Consider the following 15773-nt stretch of genomic DNA (forward strand, 5'->3'; position numbering starts at 1 on the left):
GATGGATAAAATCCTTTATCTATCTGGCTTTTATATTTAATTTATAAATTACCCTAAACTTATAGTTACATTATATATACTTTACTTTTAACATCTTACTCTTTTAAAACTTTTCTAGTACCTAATCCTACTAAATATCCACTATTGGCACTAGCATGTTTAGTTTTTTTTAGATTTCTATTACTTATTTATCTCTGACAATATTACCTTTTACTTTATTATTTATAGATATAACCTTCTTATTGCTAACATCAATAGTATTCTTTGTAGCTTTTCTCGCTTTACTATTACTATCAGTAAGACTTATCGTCTTTAACTCATCATAAGTTTTAGCTTCCACAGGAACATACATTGTATCACTTACAAATCTTTGACCTATTGGAGTATCTCCTTGAAGGTCATTATATCTATATAATTCTGCCTTAACTTTATCACTTAAAGAATCAAAGCTTTCTTTTGCCATATAGTAAACCCATGTACCTTTGCTTATTTCACCTAATTCACCTTTTTCTGGTACCTCTGCAAATAAAAGTGCTTCCCCAGAGATAGTTTTATTATTTTTATCTATAAGTAATGGTAAATTAAATGCTGGATTTCCACTGTATTCACCTGTAATTACTATTGAACCTGCTGGAATCTTAGCTGTTTCATCTTCACTCGTATTAGTATCATCCTTTTGATATACATAGTCTTCTGTTAATTTTCCAATTCCGTTAGTGCGAGTTTGGTCTACACTATTTACTGTTCCAATCTCTATATTGTCACCTGGAGGTCCTATTACATCAAGCTCTGCAACCTCTATATTAGACTTATTGTTTGATATTAGTTTTACATATCTAGCTTGGTATGTCCAAAGCTTACCATCTTTATTAAATGTAACTCTAGCTTCATTATCTTGGTCTTTTCCTCCACCAACTAAGTCTTGTCCGTATTCAAAAGTTCCTTGGCTAACATCTTCCCAATTCTTTTTATCATTACTTACTTGTATTTTGTAATTAGTTAAAGGATTGTATGTTGTACTAGTATCCTTTCTAAGGTTGAATAATCCTTTTAATGAGAACTTTCTAGCTTCAGTTTTTGGCTTTGTATATTTTAGCCCTACTATAGGTAATGTTTCCTTCATATCTACTATTATATATGGATTTTCTTCTACATTTATATCTGGGTCTTTTTGAGGGTCTTTGTTCCACTCAGCTTTACTTATTCTCTTTCCTTTATATGTAGTACTTGCATCATTATCCTTGATGTTATCAATCTCTGGATTTTGTAATGGTCCATGTGAGTCATTTTCAGTTCTAACATCACCATCAGAAACAGTGTTTGTTATAAATGACCATGCTGATTTGTTTATTTTTCCTTCATCCGATAATTTTACAGTACCAATTTCAAACTCATCTGTTGGATTTAGATGATAATCGTATGCAACTACTTTATATGTAAATGCTCTATTATTAAGAGGAGATATATTATCAGTAAATTTAGCTTGACTATTTCCTTTTGCATCTACAAATCCTACTGTTCTGTATTTTACTTGAGTTCCATTTTCACCATCTAAGTAGTTTCCATCACTTCTTATTATCTCGTACCCCAATATCTTGTCTTTGTCTTTATCGACATCTAGGTCTATTGATATTTTATTAGATTTAACTAGAGAACCACTTTGTACTCCATCAGCAAAACCAGCACTTACTTTAGTATCTTCTGCCATACTAGATATATTTTCATTTAAAATCTTTCTTCTAGCTTCATCATTTATATATTGTATCTTTCTAGACTCTTTTTCGTACTTTTTACCATCCATTATACTGTTTAACTCTGGTGTAATTTCTACTCCCCATGCTTTAAAGTAATCTCTTAAATCTTTTTCAACAACACTTGATGCCATTGCTACTAACATTTGGTCTTTTGGTAAATTATTTATTGGGTCATCACTTGAAAGTGCTCTATATTTTCTTGAAATCTTAGCATAGAATGTGTCATTGCTTAAATCAGCGTCTGAGTTATTCTTTAGCATTGAACCAGTAAAATCATTATCATAAGCTAAATGTAGTTGCCACAACATTCCAAGTCTCTCAAATACATTACTTGGTATACCTACACTGTTTGAAGTTACATGTTCATATATCTTGTCCATTGTTGAACCTTCAAGTCTTGAATGTGTCTTATCATCAAATGTTTGAGCAAGTAAAGCAAGTACATTGTTACTAGTTTCGCTATATGTCATCTTCCCAATGTCTGTAACATGTCCTATCTCATGACCTATTCCCCATCCAAACAAACTTCCTCCTGTAGCTTTTCCAGTAGCATCTATTTGGAAAGGTACTCCATTCATAAGTCCTGGAACTGAACCGTATTCTACTCCTACATGTAAACCAGAAGCATACATAAATGCTCCAATAAACATTCTTTGATATTTTATATTCATACGAGATTTAGGAGCCATATCATTTTTAGTTATGTCAAATTCATTATCATCTATAGTTCCATTGCCATCTAAATCTTGTGTCTTAAATACTCCTCTTTCTGAGTATATTAAGTCCATTATTTGTTCCCATGCAAGCATACTATTGTATAATCTATCTACTTGTGTATTTAAATCAGAATTTCCACTTGATATTCCTTGGTATACAGCTGTTGCAGGAACATTTAACGTAACTTTATCACTTTCAATATCTGTAGTGTTTAATACACCCGTTGTTTCTGAATATCCATATGAATTGCCAATATTCGTTCCTGGATAATATGGCTCTCCCTTTATATCATTCTTATATTTAGCTAATTCTTCTATATAGGCTCTTATCTTTTTCTTAGATGCAGAAACTCCTTCAGGGCTCTTATCATTTATCATTCCATTTAAGTTAAGATGTGGTATCTTAGTAGCTCCTGCTACACGTACTTTTATATCTCCACCACTTGGAGCATCATAAGGGTATCTTATATACAAGCTTCCTCCACATTCTACATCTAGACTATGAAGCTTACTTAACTGAATTACATTTTTACCAGTGTTAAGATTTATTTCTCCACTCTTATATGCACCCGACTCTCCATAGTATTGTGTATATATTAACTTAGGAGTTCTACCACTTTTACTTCCAACATATACTGTGATTTCATCTCCAGCTCTAGCAGCTACACCCAATGCTTGCCAGTCATTTCCCATACCTAAATTATTCGACTTAACAGTATATTTTCCACTCTTATCTTTATACTTTCCTGATACATTTATATCTTGATTTACAGTTGTTACATCAGCAAGTACGGCTCTATCATTATATAAGTCTTGAGCTAATTTTAATTCTCTATCAATAATTGTCTTGTATGGATGATATTCCCCACTCACTTTATCAGGAGTACTAATTCTATCTTTTAATTCTGTTATTTTTTCTTGAGTTACATCTTCTTTTAATTCAACTTGTAAGTCATCTACAAATAGATTTCTTACATCTTTTTCTATACTGTCATATTCATAGAATTTAAGTTCTGATATATTAGCTTTATCATATGAATAAGATGAACAAACACTTACTTGTATCTTAGTAGCATTTATTGGTTCCTTTAATCTTACCATTACATATTTATTATTATTTACAGGGTCTGTCTTTGTTTCAAAAGGTACATCCCCTAAATTATGTACTTGACCATTTTCATCCCAGTATTTTATTTCAAAGTCATTGATTGTCTTATCAGAAATATCAAAACGAGGTGTAGCCATAAAAGTATCCATAGTATAAGCTTTATCAAAAGTTATTATTGGGCCTCTATTCGTTCCCTCAGCCGCATTATAACGTGGGAATGTCCAATGTGTTGTAAAATCTCCATCTACTACATTAAATTTATTAAATGGATTTTTGTCACTATATTCACTTTTGTCATATCCAGCTGGATAAGTAACATCTACTATATGATTTGTTGGTATCCCAAAACCTGCATCTAACTTAGGAGTATTAATTAGTCTATAGTTAGGTGTTGTTGGAGCATCAACACTCTCAGTTGTTCCTATATATGTTTTAGACATTCCACTCGTACCTAAATGGTTCGTAGCTGTCATTCTAACTTCATATGTTGTATTATCCTTAAGCCCCTCTATTTTTAAACTTGTTCCACGAATAAGTTTGTCATTATATTTTATCCAAGAGCCATTAGAACTTTTTTCTCTATAATATAAATCAAAGTCTTTAGCTTGTTTATGATTTTTCCAGCTTACATCAAGACCCTTAAATCTACCTTTGACATTTATACCTTCTGGTGGTTCTGGTTTTGTATCTGGAACAACTTGAAATTCTATTATACTGTCTGGACTAAATTGTATAGGCTTATAGTTTGAGTCTACATTTTCTGGAACTCCATCTAAGTTTTCTGCTGTTGCCTCTTTATATCCACTAGCCCAATCTCCATTTAAAGACTGTATGCTCACTCTATATAATCCATATGCTTGTATATCCCTGACATCTATAGTGTTTTTACTAGTTTGTAATTTTTTAGTCGATAGTACTTTTCCTTTACTGTCAATCGTATCTAATATAAGTTCATATGCAGATACATTTACTTCATTATTCCAATAAAAAGATACTTTTTCGTTTCCAACAGCAGTACTAGTCGATATTTTATTGATTTTAGGTATATTCATATCTGGTTTTGGTATTTCTTTATAAACATTATTTAAAAATTCAACTTTAGATATTTCTGCAAGATTTCTATCATTTGCTGTTGTAGCTGTTATTTTTATTGTTATCTTTTTTACTGCTACTTGTTTACCAAGATTTATTACTATATCACTATTTTGAACTTCTGCATATGTTTCTACTGCTGACCTACCATATGTAGATGTTGTAGAATTATCATCTTTGCTGATATTGTCTTCTTGTTTTGATGTATCTTTGTCTGAATCAGACTTATCTGTTGATGAATTTTCTTTATCGTTGTTTTCTTTATCGTTGTTTTCTTTATCAGTTGTATTTGAATCTTCTTTATCATTTTTTTCTTCTTGATTATTGTCTAAATTATTATCAGACTGCTCTATATTTTCATCTTTATTATTTGTTTCTTCTTGCTCATTATTTACTTCCTCTTGCTTCTGCTCTTCTTTTAAAGTTTCTACATATTCTTTATTTTCATAAGGAACCTGTTGAACATTACCATCTTTATCTGTAACTTCAACTATTCCTTTTGCTGGAGCATTCCCTTCAGGTGCTTTTATATTTATGACTTCCATATCAAGTGCTTCTAATAAAGCTATATCCATTACTGCTGGTTTTTCTTCTGATATCTTATCGTCTGCATTTGCTGGAGATATTTTAACTCCACTATTCTCTCCACTGAATAAATCCTCTACAGTACCTTGAATATTTGTATCACTGTTTTTTTCTAATGTTACTTTACTTGTATCTACTATAGGATTGGTAGATACTATACTCTCTAGGCTTTTTTCATCTTCACTTTGCCCTAAATTTTTCTGAACATAGTCTAAGTCAGCAATATCTACCTTTCCATCTCTATTTAAATCATATTCACTTTTATTTGAGTTTATATTTTTCAATACATCCTCATAATCCTTCTTATCAACTTTACCATCATTATTCACATCGCCCATCAAGAATAGTTCATAGTTTAGAGGTTTATTTTTATCATCAACACTTGCTCTATTACTTAACAAAACTCTTTGTGAATAACTTGATATATCAATGTCCTTAATTTCCTTACTCTTGAATCCTCCTCCAGAGACTTCTACATTGTATTTTCCAACAGGTAAATTATTAAATACAATATTATAATATGATATATTTTCATCTTTATTTTTTATTTCACTTCTACTTGCAGATAGTTTTTTTATAGTATATTCTATATTATCTGCCCCAATATTTAATGTTCCTGAATCTTTTTCTCCCAGATTTATTATTCCACTATTATTACTATCATCTTTTAATTCCAATTGTATATTAGTCATACTTTCTGATTCATTATTTTTTATTGGAAGCGAAAAATTTAAATCTACTTCAAGATTCCCCTTTAACTTCTCTGTAACTGATTTTTCAACTGCCCTTAACTTCCCCTCTAAGATAGGTTCTGCAAAAACGTTTAGTGGTGCACTACACATTGATACTGCTAGTACACAAGATATTGCTTTTTTCATGAAACAACAATCCTCCCTCAATAAATTTCTAATTTCTCATGAATTTAAATACTATAGTTTCAGACAATAAAAAAAGACACTCAAAGAGAATCTTAATTATAAAATAAAAAGACTTTACTCTTTTTAGCAACTGGCTGATATGGCTTTAAAAGCTTTAACCCCTATAGTTTTGCGTCATTAGGTTTCCCTAATTTTGCCATTTAATTTTCACTACTTTCTTACCCATTTTATACTATATTTAAACTTTTTGATACAATTTTTTTCACTAAATTTAAAAAAAATAACATTTATACTATTGTATTAATATAAATGTTATTTTCCATTATAATTTTATTATTTATATATTATTTTCTCACAGCTATCATTTTGTGTGTAGTTACATTCCGTAAGATACCTAAATTATAACAAATATTTATTCTTTATATCTTCCATAAAACTCATGTGTTGCGTATATAGTCTTATCTCCTGTCATGGCTATTCCAAATCCCATTATTTCATATCCTTTATGTAGCATATTGGTACCTTCTTCAGGATTTGTCTTCCACTCATTGAAAATAAAATTTCCTATATCATCTGCATCTCTATTTGTATAAACAGGTTTATCTGGAATTTTATATTTAATTATATTTTCACCTTGAACTGCAACATATCCAGGCTTAATCTCACTCCAATCTAAGTACTTTAGAAAAGTAGAGTATGAATTTTTGCCATTTATTGTGTGAGATAAAGTCTTCTTATTTGCCATTAAGTTAGACCAATCATTTGCTAATCCCTCTAATCTACTTGCTACAGATAACTCTTTTACTCCGTTTTCTTTTCTATATTGTCTTATATGAGCATATACTTTTCCCTTTATTCTGTCCTTAAATGCTCTATCATTTGGATTATAATATAGTCCTTGTTGATTTGGAGAAGCTTGATTTATACACTGTTTGATTACATTCTGATTTATTCCTCCAAGTACTGTAAGTTTATCTGCTCCACTTAAAATACTCTTATTGCTACCATTTTCTACTAATACTACAGGAGCATTTTTTGCTATTGTAGAAGCAACTAATGCATCTGTTAATTGTAGACCCTTGCTTAAGTAAAACTCTTTACTGTTTTTATAAAACTCTTGTATAACTCTCTTATTGGTGTCAAATCTATCTGTTCCACCTAACCTAACAGAATTTGTACTTTTGACCAATTCATCACTTATTATTTCACTAGTACCAAGTACATAACTCTTTAATCCTGTAGTATCAAACCCTACACTATTTCCATCTGTAAGTATTATAGGTACTCCATCTCTTGCAGCTACTGGTGATGCACTTATCGCATCTGCTTCTCCTGTAATTCCATTAGCTATAATTACCTTATCAATAGGCTTGATTTCTTTGATTTTCTCAGCTATTTTTACGCTCGTATCAAATCTATTCTCACCAAATATTCTTTGTACAACCTTCTTTTTAGAAAGCAATTGATTTTCAATATTTTTACTTATTGTCGATTCTGAACCTATTATATACACAGTATTTGCTTTGTTCAGTCTTTCCATAGTAGTACTTGGAATTTGATTTTGTTTTGTCATTAAAATAGGCGCATTTAAAGCTCCAGCTAAACCACTTGCACTAAGACCATCTGCCAAGCTATTATCTGAATTAATTAGTATTGCTGTATTATAGCTTTGTTTATCTGCTATTTTTGCCGCTGTTTCATACCTGTCATTACCTTTTATTTGTTCGACAGATGTCAACGCATTTACTATAGGAGTATTTACCATTACTAAAGATAGTGTAAGTCCTATAGCTAATATCTTTTTACTCTTCTTCATATTATTATTTACCCCCAATATATTTTTCGTATTTTTTATCAATAATTTTATCCATTCTCAATAAAAAGTTACAGTTTTGTTACCATATTTTATATATAATACCATAGTTATCCATATAACTCAAATACTATAATTAAAGTCTTTATTCTCCGTAAATTCAAAACATTATAACTCATTTTATTTAATTAAGTAATAAATTCAAAATAATATATGTTAATAAGATGTTTAATCATTATAAACAATATCATTTATAATAATTTTTTTATAATATGAATTTTGCAGTATTATAATCAAAAAATAAAAAAATAAGGTATCTCAAATTAAATATAAATGAGATACCTTATTTTTATTCTTTACTGTTATTCTTTTCATTTCATTATTTGTATATATTTTATATTGTAGACATCATATATTATCTAAGCATCTTGTATAAATGTACATTATAGACATTCTATATTATCTAAACAAACTTATAGTATCAATTTTTATATACTATTAGTTCTTATTTAAATAAGTTTATTTTTTCTGCTATTTTCTCAATAGCATTTTTAGCTATTCCTTCACCTATTTGTACTAACTTAGTTGCATTTTTAAGTCTTAACTCAACTACTTCTTCCTGTGACTTAGAAAGTTCTTCTGTAGTTAATACTATTGGTGCTTTTGAACTAGCTGCAAGTGGTGCTGCTGTAAGTGCATCAACTAATTGTCCATTTCCACCTACATAACCGTCTTTTGCAACATATGCTTTAGTTGCTCCTGCATAGTACTTGTTGATTACTTTAGCATTAGTATCTTTTCTGTTTTCTCCAGCTAGTCTTTCAACTTTGTTGTTTAAATCTATTTCAACTAATTTATCTTCAACTTCTTTTGATACAGAATTCTCTCCACCAACGATTTCTAATTCTTTTCCTTTTAATAATTTTTCAGCACTTGCATCTAACTCGTTACCTGTAACTATTATTGGAGCTCCAAATTGAGCAGCTCTGGCAGATATACTCATAGCATCTGCTTCTCCATTTCCACCTACTACAAATGCAGTTTTAAATGTATCTTTTAATTGTTTTGCTATTTCTAAAGAAGTTTCAAATCTATCATCTCCAGAAACTCTCTCAACTTTACTTACACCCAATTTAGAAAGTTTTTCTTCAGTTTCTTTTGATATTTTAGATTCTCCACCTACTATATATATTTTCTTAGAAGATAAGTTACTTCCAAGTACTCTTAATATCTCAGCTTCTATTTCTGATGGTAATGAATCTTTTTTAGATAATAGTATTGGTGCATTTTTTTGAGATGCAAGTGGTGCTGATGCTAATCCATCAACTATAGCATCTTCTCCAACTAAAATTATTGAATCTGCTTCTCCATCTTTGAATCTTTCCTTACTAACTTCTACTGCTGTTGTAAATCTTGAATCTCCAGATAAAACTTCTACTTTTAATTCTTTTCCGTCTTTTACATCAGTTAGTACTTTGTGTAAATCTCTAACTAATTTATGGTTTTTACTTGATACACTTATTGTTTCTGGCTTTTCATTTGTCTTACTTAAAACCATATCAAAGCTTGACTTTTCTGGCTTATCTTTATCATCACTATCTTCTTGCTCTTGAGTAAGTATTGCTTCATTCTCAAATGTTAAAGTATATCCATTTTTAACTTTATTAACTATTTCTCTACCTAATGTAGTTAATCTAACTCCATCAAATAAATCTTCTGCTGATATGTCTTGTAAATCTGCATTTTTAACTGTTATTGTATGTAATTCTTTTGATTCTATATCGCTGTAACGCTTTTCATAGCCTTCAAAAGTACCTTCTTCTGATGTTACTGGTTTTGCAAAGTCTAAATGTTGGTCTCCTACATTTACTGTAATTGTATTTTTTGAATCTTTTGCTCTTTTTACTTCAACTGTACTAGTAGACTTTATAGTTGCTGTTAACTTGCTATCAGAATCTTCTGCTAAAGTTGCATTGAAAGCATTAACTGCATCTACTATTTCTTGAGCTGTTTTGTAGTTTTCAATTTTATAGTCAACTACTTTTCCACCTATAGTTTGATGGCCTTTATCTTGTATAGTAACTTTTAAACTTTGTCCTTCTACTAATGAGTTTATCTTGTTTTGTAATTGAGTTGCATTAGTTAAGTTTACATTATCTACTTTTATATCATAAACTCTATCATTTACATTCGCTCCTGCTTTTGTCTCTTCAAACTTAATCTCTAATGCTTTTCTAACCTCTTCGATTAGTTTAGTAGAATCTTTTGCACTTACTGTGTAATTTTTATCAACATTTTCTGACACAGTGTTGTCTGCGAATATTGGTGCTGCTGCACTCATAACTGTAGCTCCTGCCATTACTATTGCCATACTTCTCTTTTTGTTACTTAACATATTTATGTCCTCCGAATATTGTATTTAATTTTTTATATTCGTATTTCCCACATATAGATAATATTATATATAATATTATTTATCAATACATTTTATAAGTTTACATAATTTACTAATGCATATATTAGAAATATAAGAATAAAAAGTTAGATTTTGAATATATAAAAAATTAAACACTAACAAGTCAAACCTTATTTTTTATAAACATATTAAACATTTTATATGGAGACAAAAAATAAAAAAGGATACCTCATTAATGATAAAAGAACCATTTTGAGATACCCTCTTACAAACAACTAAATCAATAATTTTCTATCTTTCACACTCTTGATTTGCAACTGTACAAGAAGTTTTACAAGCTGATTGACAAGAAGTTTGACACTCTCCACATCCACCTTTTGCAGCACTTTGCTTTAAAGTAGCTTGAGATAAAGTTTTTACATGTTTATTTTCCATTTTCAACGCCTCCATTTCTAATTGTTTCCTATTGATTATATCACAAAACCACTTTAATATAAACTCTATTTAAAATTGACACCTAATACTCCTCCAATACCTCCTGCTGCTGATATAAGCAATAACTTATAAATCATTCCTACTTCAAATATGAAGCTCTCTTGTGCTAAAAACACAGTCAAAAAAATACACACTATGTACAAAAGTCCAACTAAAAGTCCATACATAAGTCCCTTTTCTTGCATGTGTTTTGAAGTGTAAAAACCGCCTATAGCTGCAGAAATAGTAGTTATAAATGATGCAACCATAGTTATATTATCTCCACCGATATCTGTAAATGTCAAAAATAAGTTATACACTAATAAAACAGCCAAAGTTATTATATATGCATATCCCAAACCTTTAAAAATATAATTAGATTTTCCCATAAAAAAACCTCCTCTCAAATTAATATATATTCGAGAAAAGGCTTTTAAATTACTATTTTACTGTTCTTCTATTTCTTCTTTTCTAGATTGAACTGTCCCTATAGCCCATTTTTCAAATGGAACTTTAGTTCTGTTTGGTCCTAATTCTAATATTACAACATCATCTTCAACTTTAGCTACATTAGCTACTATTCCACCTATTGTAATGACTTTGTCTCCTACACCTAGGCTACTTCTCATTTCTTTCAATTGTTTGTCTTTTTTCTTTTGAGGTCTAATCATTAGGAAATAAAAGATTGCAATTACTACTACCCATAGACCTATACTCATCATTATTTGTTGCTGTGGCATTAATTTTTCACTCCTTTGTAAATTATACTCTTTTGCAAATCGTAATAAATGTTTATACAACAATTTACTTTCTTTAGCTTTGAGTACTATTGAATATTATATATTAAAATGATTATAATTAATAGTGCAAAACCTATATTTCATATCCATATTTTGCAAAAAATTCATTTCTAAAATCAAGTAATCTATCTTCCATTATTGCTTGTCTTATTTGTTTCATTAAATTTAGTAAAAAGTGAAGATTATGAGTAGTTATCAATCTTGCACCCAGTATTTCATTTGCTTTTACAAGATGTCTTATATAGGCTCTTGAATAATTTTTACAAGCATAACAATCACATTCAGGGTCAAGTGGAGTAAAGTCTTCAGCATAAGTTGCATTTCTAACTACTACTTTACCTTGACTAGTCATTGCAGTTCCATTTCTAGCTATACGAGTAGGTAAAACACAGTCAAACATATCTACTCCTCTTATAACACCTTCCACTAAATCATCTGGACTACCAACTCCCATTAAGTATCTTGGTTTGTCCTTTGGCATAAATGGAGTTGTGTGTTCTAGTACATCGTACATAAGTGGCTTTGGTTCTCCAACACTAAGTCCACCAATCGCATATCCAGGTAAATCAATGCTTGTTATTTCTTTCGCTGATTGCTCTCTTAAATCTTTATACATTCCACCTTGTATTATACCAAATAAAGCTTGCTTGTCTGTATTATTATGGGCATCTTTACATCTTTTTAACCATCTTGTTGTTCTTTCTAATGAATTCTTTACATACTCTCTATCTGCTGGGTATGGCGCACACTCATCAAATGCCATCATTATGTCTGAACCTAACGCATTTTGTATTTCCATAGCTTTTTCTGGAGTTAAAAAATGTTTTGAACCGTCTAGGTGTGACCTAAATTCTACACCTTCTTCTTTTATCTTTCTCAAAGGCCCTAAGCTAAATACTTGAAATCCTCCACTATCTGTAAGTATTGGCTTATCCCAGTTCATAAACTCATGAAGTCCACCAGCTTTTTTTATAAGTTCATGTCCTGGTCTCATATATAGATGATAAGTGTTACTAAGTATTATTTGTGAGCCAATCTCTTTTAATTCTTCTGGTGTCATAGACTTTACTGTTGCTTGAGTCCCAACAGGCATAAATATTGGTGTTTCTATAATCCCATGTGGCGTGTGTAATCTTCCAAGCCTTGCACCACTTTGTTTACAAGTTTTTATCAGTTCGTATCTTACTGCGTACATAAATATCTCCTTAATAATTTTTATTTCTAGTTATTCATAACATATATTTTCACTAATCTAAATATCTAATATATTTTCTAAATAGATTTATCTTTATCTTCTTTACTTTGTTGTTCTTTGATTGCTTCTTCATCATGAATACTCGTTATATTAAGAGCACTCTTGTCTTTTGTTACTAAAAACTTTTTTATAGCAAATAGTCCTGCAATAGCTATAACTCCAATTAAAACATCTATCATTCCTTCATTTTTAGGAAGCAATAACATTTTTCTAGCTATAGCATATAGTAGTGCCTCAATAAATGCTCCTGGTATATGAAGTGATAGCATTACTACAAGCTCAACACCTATCACCAAAAGTAATATTTGTGCTAAGAAATCATTAAGCTGACTGTATTGTACTGGGTTTTGAAAATCAACTATATATGCTCCCCACATAAGTCTTAATACATCTATTGTACCTAAAAATACTGCTATTAAAACTACTACTGCTAATACACGTTCAAAGATAAAAGCAATCTTTAATATAGGGTTATTCTTTTTTTGTTTTTGTAAGCTATGCATCTATTCCCTCCCTACTTTATAATCATAGCATCTCCAAAACTGAAGAATCTATATCTTTCTTTTACTGCCTCATTATATGCATTTAAAACATTTTCTTTTCCACAGATAGCACTTACTAACATGATTAAGGTAGACTCTGGTAAATGAAAATTAGTTATAAGTCTATCCAAAACCTTAAATTTATAACTTGGATATATAAATATATCTGTCCATCCACTAGTTTCTTTCATCTTGCCATTTTCATCACAAGCTGATTCTATAGTCCTACAACTAGTAGTTCCAACACATACTACATTGTTCCCATCTTTTTTTGCTCTATTTATTTTGTCAGCTGCCTCTTGACTAACCATATAATATTCTGAATGCATCTTATGATTTAAAACATCATCTACTTTTACTGGCCTAAAAGTACCTAAACCAACGTGTAAAGTTATAAATGCTATATCTACACCTTTTTCTTTTATTTCATTTAATAATTCTTCTGTAAAGTGTAGACCTGCTGTAGGTGCCGCTGCTGAGCCATTATGTTTTGAGTAAACAGTTTGGTATCTTTCTTTTTCCTCTAATCTAGCAGTTATATATGGAGGAAGTGGCATATTTCCAAGCTCATCTAAAATCTCTTCGAAAATTCCATCATAATGAAACTTTATAATTCTTGAACCTTCATCTGATAAATCTACAACTTCTCCAATTAATTTCCCATTTCCAAAAGAAAACTTAGTTCCCACTTTTGCTCTTTTACCTGGCTTTACTAAAGCTTGCCAAGTATCTTCCTCTGTTCTTTTTAATAATAAAAATTCAATTTTTCCACCAGTCTCAAGTTTTTCCCCTATTAATCTAGCAGGTATAACTCTAGTATTATTTAAAACTAAACAATCTCCTGGATTTAAATATTCTATTATATCTCTAAATACTTTATGCTCAATTTCTCCTGTTTCTTTATCTAATACCATCAATCTTGAACTAGCTCTATCTTCTATAGGAACTTGAGCTATAAGTTCCTGTGGTAAATCAAATTTAAAATCACTTGTTTTCAATGTCAAACTTCCTCTCTTAAAATTTCTCTAGCTACAATAATATCAAAAAAACAACTTATTTTCTACAATATTACCATAATCTATCAATAAATCCCTATTTTTAACATACAGCATATCCACAATATATAGATATTTTTCCACGTTATACACGTCTTATCCACAATATATAGATACAGTACACACATTTTTCCTTGTATTTATCCACAGTATCTACAGATATAATTACCATTTTGTGGATATGTTTGAATTTTTGCCCATTTTAGAAATATTTTAATTTAATGATTATTTTTTTAATTGATACCTCTTTCTTCTATTCTTATCTATCGCTAGGATAAGGTATTTTTAGATGTTCATAGGCTAATGGCATGGCTACTCTACCTCTAGGCCCTCTATTTATAAACCCTAGTTGAAGTAAATACGGCTCATACACATCTTCTATTGTATTTCTATCTTCACCAATTGAAGCTGCTAACGTATCAAGACCTACAGGACCACCCCTAAATTTTTCTATTATAGTTATAAGAAGCTTTTCATCCACAAAATCAAGACCTAAATTATCAACTCCTAAAAGTTCAAGAGCATCCTTCGCAACTTCATCAGTTATCCTTCCATCAGCCCTAACCTGTGCAAAATCTCTAACTCTTTTTAGCAATCTATTTGCTATTCTTGGAGTTCCTCTTGAGCGTTTTGCAAGCTCTAAAGCTCCTTGAGATTGTATTTCTGCATCTAAAATATTTGATGACCTAAGCACTATTTTTGAAAGTTCATCAACTGTATAATAATCTAATTTACAAATAACACCAAATCTATCTCTAAGTGGATTTGTAAGCATACCAGCTCTTGTAGTAGCTCCAATAAGTGTAAACTTAGGAAGGTCAAGCCTTATACTTCTCGCAGATGGTCCTTTTCCTATTATTATATCTAAACAAAAATCTTCCATTGCTGGATACAATACTTCTTCAACACTCCTATTGATTCTATGTATCTCATCTATAAATAAAACATCATTTTCATTCAAATTTGTAAGTATAGCTGCTAAGTCTCCGGCTCTTTCTATTGCAGGTCCTGATGTAATCCTCAAATTTACTCCCATCTCATTAGCTATTATACTTGCTAGTGTAGTTTTTCCAAGCCCTGGTGGTCCATATAAAAGTACATGGTCTAACTGCTCATTTCTTGATTTTGCTGCCTCTATAAATATACTAAGTTGCTCTTTGGATTTTTCTTGACCCAAATAATCTTCTAGTGTTTTTGGTCTTAAACTATTTTCTATATCTATATCTTCCACCTTCATAGTAGAAGTTATTATCCTATTTTCATCTTCAAAATCTTGCATTTATAC

10 protein-coding genes and 1 riboswitch are annotated in these 15773 nt (G+C 30.3%); all 10 genes read right to left on the reverse strand.

The window, feature by feature from the left end:
• Positions 1–184 precede the first annotated feature (184 nt).
• The 10 genes from IC175_RS04155 to ruvB all read right to left on the reverse strand — a co-directional run bounded on the left by IC175_RS04155 (position 185) and on the right by ruvB (position 15767).
• Positions 185–6133: a M60 family metallopeptidase gene (locus tag IC175_RS04155; protein WP_227851160.1), complete on the reverse strand. Its 5949-nt coding sequence runs from the start codon at positions 6131–6133 to the stop codon at positions 185–187.
• 122 nt (positions 6134–6255) lie between these two features.
• A riboswitch (cyclic di-GMP riboswitch) is annotated at positions 6256–6341 on the reverse strand.
• 204 nt (positions 6342–6545) lie between these two features.
• The gene (locus IC175_RS04160) at positions 6546–7949 is read right to left on the reverse strand and encodes a cell wall-binding protein Cwp9 (protein ID WP_227851161.1); all 1404 of its coding nucleotides are present in this window, start codon (positions 7947–7949) and stop codon (positions 6546–6548) included.
• Between the two features lie 502 nt (positions 7950–8451).
• Positions 8452–10341 carry a cell wall-binding protein Cwp8 gene (locus tag IC175_RS04165; protein WP_227851162.1) on the reverse strand — a complete coding sequence of 630 codons (1890 nt, stop codon included), beginning with the start codon at positions 10339–10341 and terminating at the stop codon, positions 8452–8454.
• Between the two features lie 312 nt (positions 10342–10653).
• Positions 10654–10797, reverse strand: a complete 144-nt coding sequence (gene scfA / locus IC175_RS04170; protein WP_009891067.1) for a six-cysteine ranthipeptide SCIFF — start codon at positions 10795–10797, stop codon at positions 10654–10656.
• Between the two features lie 65 nt (positions 10798–10862).
• Positions 10863–11225: a TIGR04086 family membrane protein gene (locus IC175_RS04175; protein ID WP_227434434.1), complete on the reverse strand. Its 363-nt coding sequence runs from the start codon at positions 11223–11225 to the stop codon at positions 10863–10865.
• Between the two features lie 57 nt (positions 11226–11282).
• Positions 11283–11576 carry a preprotein translocase subunit YajC gene (gene yajC, locus IC175_RS04180; RefSeq protein WP_227434433.1) on the reverse strand — a complete coding sequence of 98 codons (294 nt, stop codon included), beginning with the start codon at positions 11574–11576 and terminating at the stop codon, positions 11283–11285.
• Positions 11577–11709: 133 nt separating this feature from the next.
• Complete coding sequence (gene tgt / locus IC175_RS04185) at positions 11710–12831, reverse strand: tRNA guanosine(34) transglycosylase Tgt (RefSeq protein WP_227434432.1); 1122 nt, start codon at positions 12829–12831, stop codon at positions 11710–11712.
• A gap of 77 nt (positions 12832–12908) precedes the next feature.
• Positions 12909–13394, reverse strand: coding sequence for a phosphate-starvation-inducible PsiE family protein (locus tag IC175_RS04190; protein WP_227482100.1), 486 nt, complete (start codon positions 13392–13394; stop codon positions 12909–12911).
• 11 nt (positions 13395–13405) lie between these two features.
• Entirely contained in the window at positions 13406–14431 is a 1026-nt protein-coding gene (queA, locus tag IC175_RS04195; RefSeq protein WP_227434430.1) for a tRNA preQ1(34) S-adenosylmethionine ribosyltransferase-isomerase QueA, read from the reverse strand.
• Between the two features lie 316 nt (positions 14432–14747).
• Positions 14748–15767 (reverse strand): Holliday junction branch migration DNA helicase RuvB, encoded by a 1020-nt coding sequence (ruvB, locus tag IC175_RS04200; RefSeq protein WP_227434429.1) that lies wholly within the window; start codon positions 15765–15767, stop codon positions 14748–14750.
• Positions 15768–15773 lie beyond the last annotated feature (6 nt).

Origin of the sequence: Clostridioides sp. ES-S-0123-01 (assembly GCF_020658415.1) — a bacterium.
In the GTDB taxonomy this organism is placed as follows: Bacteria; Bacillota; Clostridia; order Peptostreptococcales; family Peptostreptococcaceae; genus Clostridioides.

Coding starts and splice junctions, on each gene's coding strand:
- scfA (WP_009891067.1), bottom strand. CDS start 10,797: ATGGAAAATAAACATGTAAAAACTTTATCTCAAGCTACTTTAAAGCAA.
- yajC (WP_227434433.1), bottom strand. CDS start 11,576: ATGCCACAGCAACAAATAATGATGAGTATAGGTCTATGGGTAGTAGTA.
- IC175_RS04190 (WP_227482100.1), bottom strand. CDS start 13,394: ATGCATAGCTTACAAAAACAAAAAAAGAATAACCCTATATTAAAGATT.
- IC175_RS04175 (WP_227434434.1), bottom strand. CDS start 11,225: ATGGGAAAATCTAATTATATTTTTAAAGGTTTGGGATATGCATATATA.
- IC175_RS04160 (WP_227851161.1), bottom strand. CDS start 7,949: ATGAAGAAGAGTAAAAAGATATTAGCTATAGGACTTACACTATCTTTA.
- tgt (WP_227434432.1), bottom strand. CDS start 12,831: ATGTACGCAGTAAGATACGAACTGATAAAAACTTGTAAACAAAGTGGT.
- IC175_RS04165 (WP_227851162.1), bottom strand. CDS start 10,341: ATGTTAAGTAACAAAAAGAGAAGTATGGCAATAGTAATGGCAGGAGCT.
- IC175_RS04155 (WP_227851160.1), bottom strand. CDS start 6,133: ATGAAAAAAGCAATATCTTGTGTACTAGCAGTATCAATGTGTAGTGCA.
- ruvB (WP_227434429.1), bottom strand. CDS start 15,767: ATGCAAGATTTTGAAGATGAAAATAGGATAATAACTTCTACTATGAAG.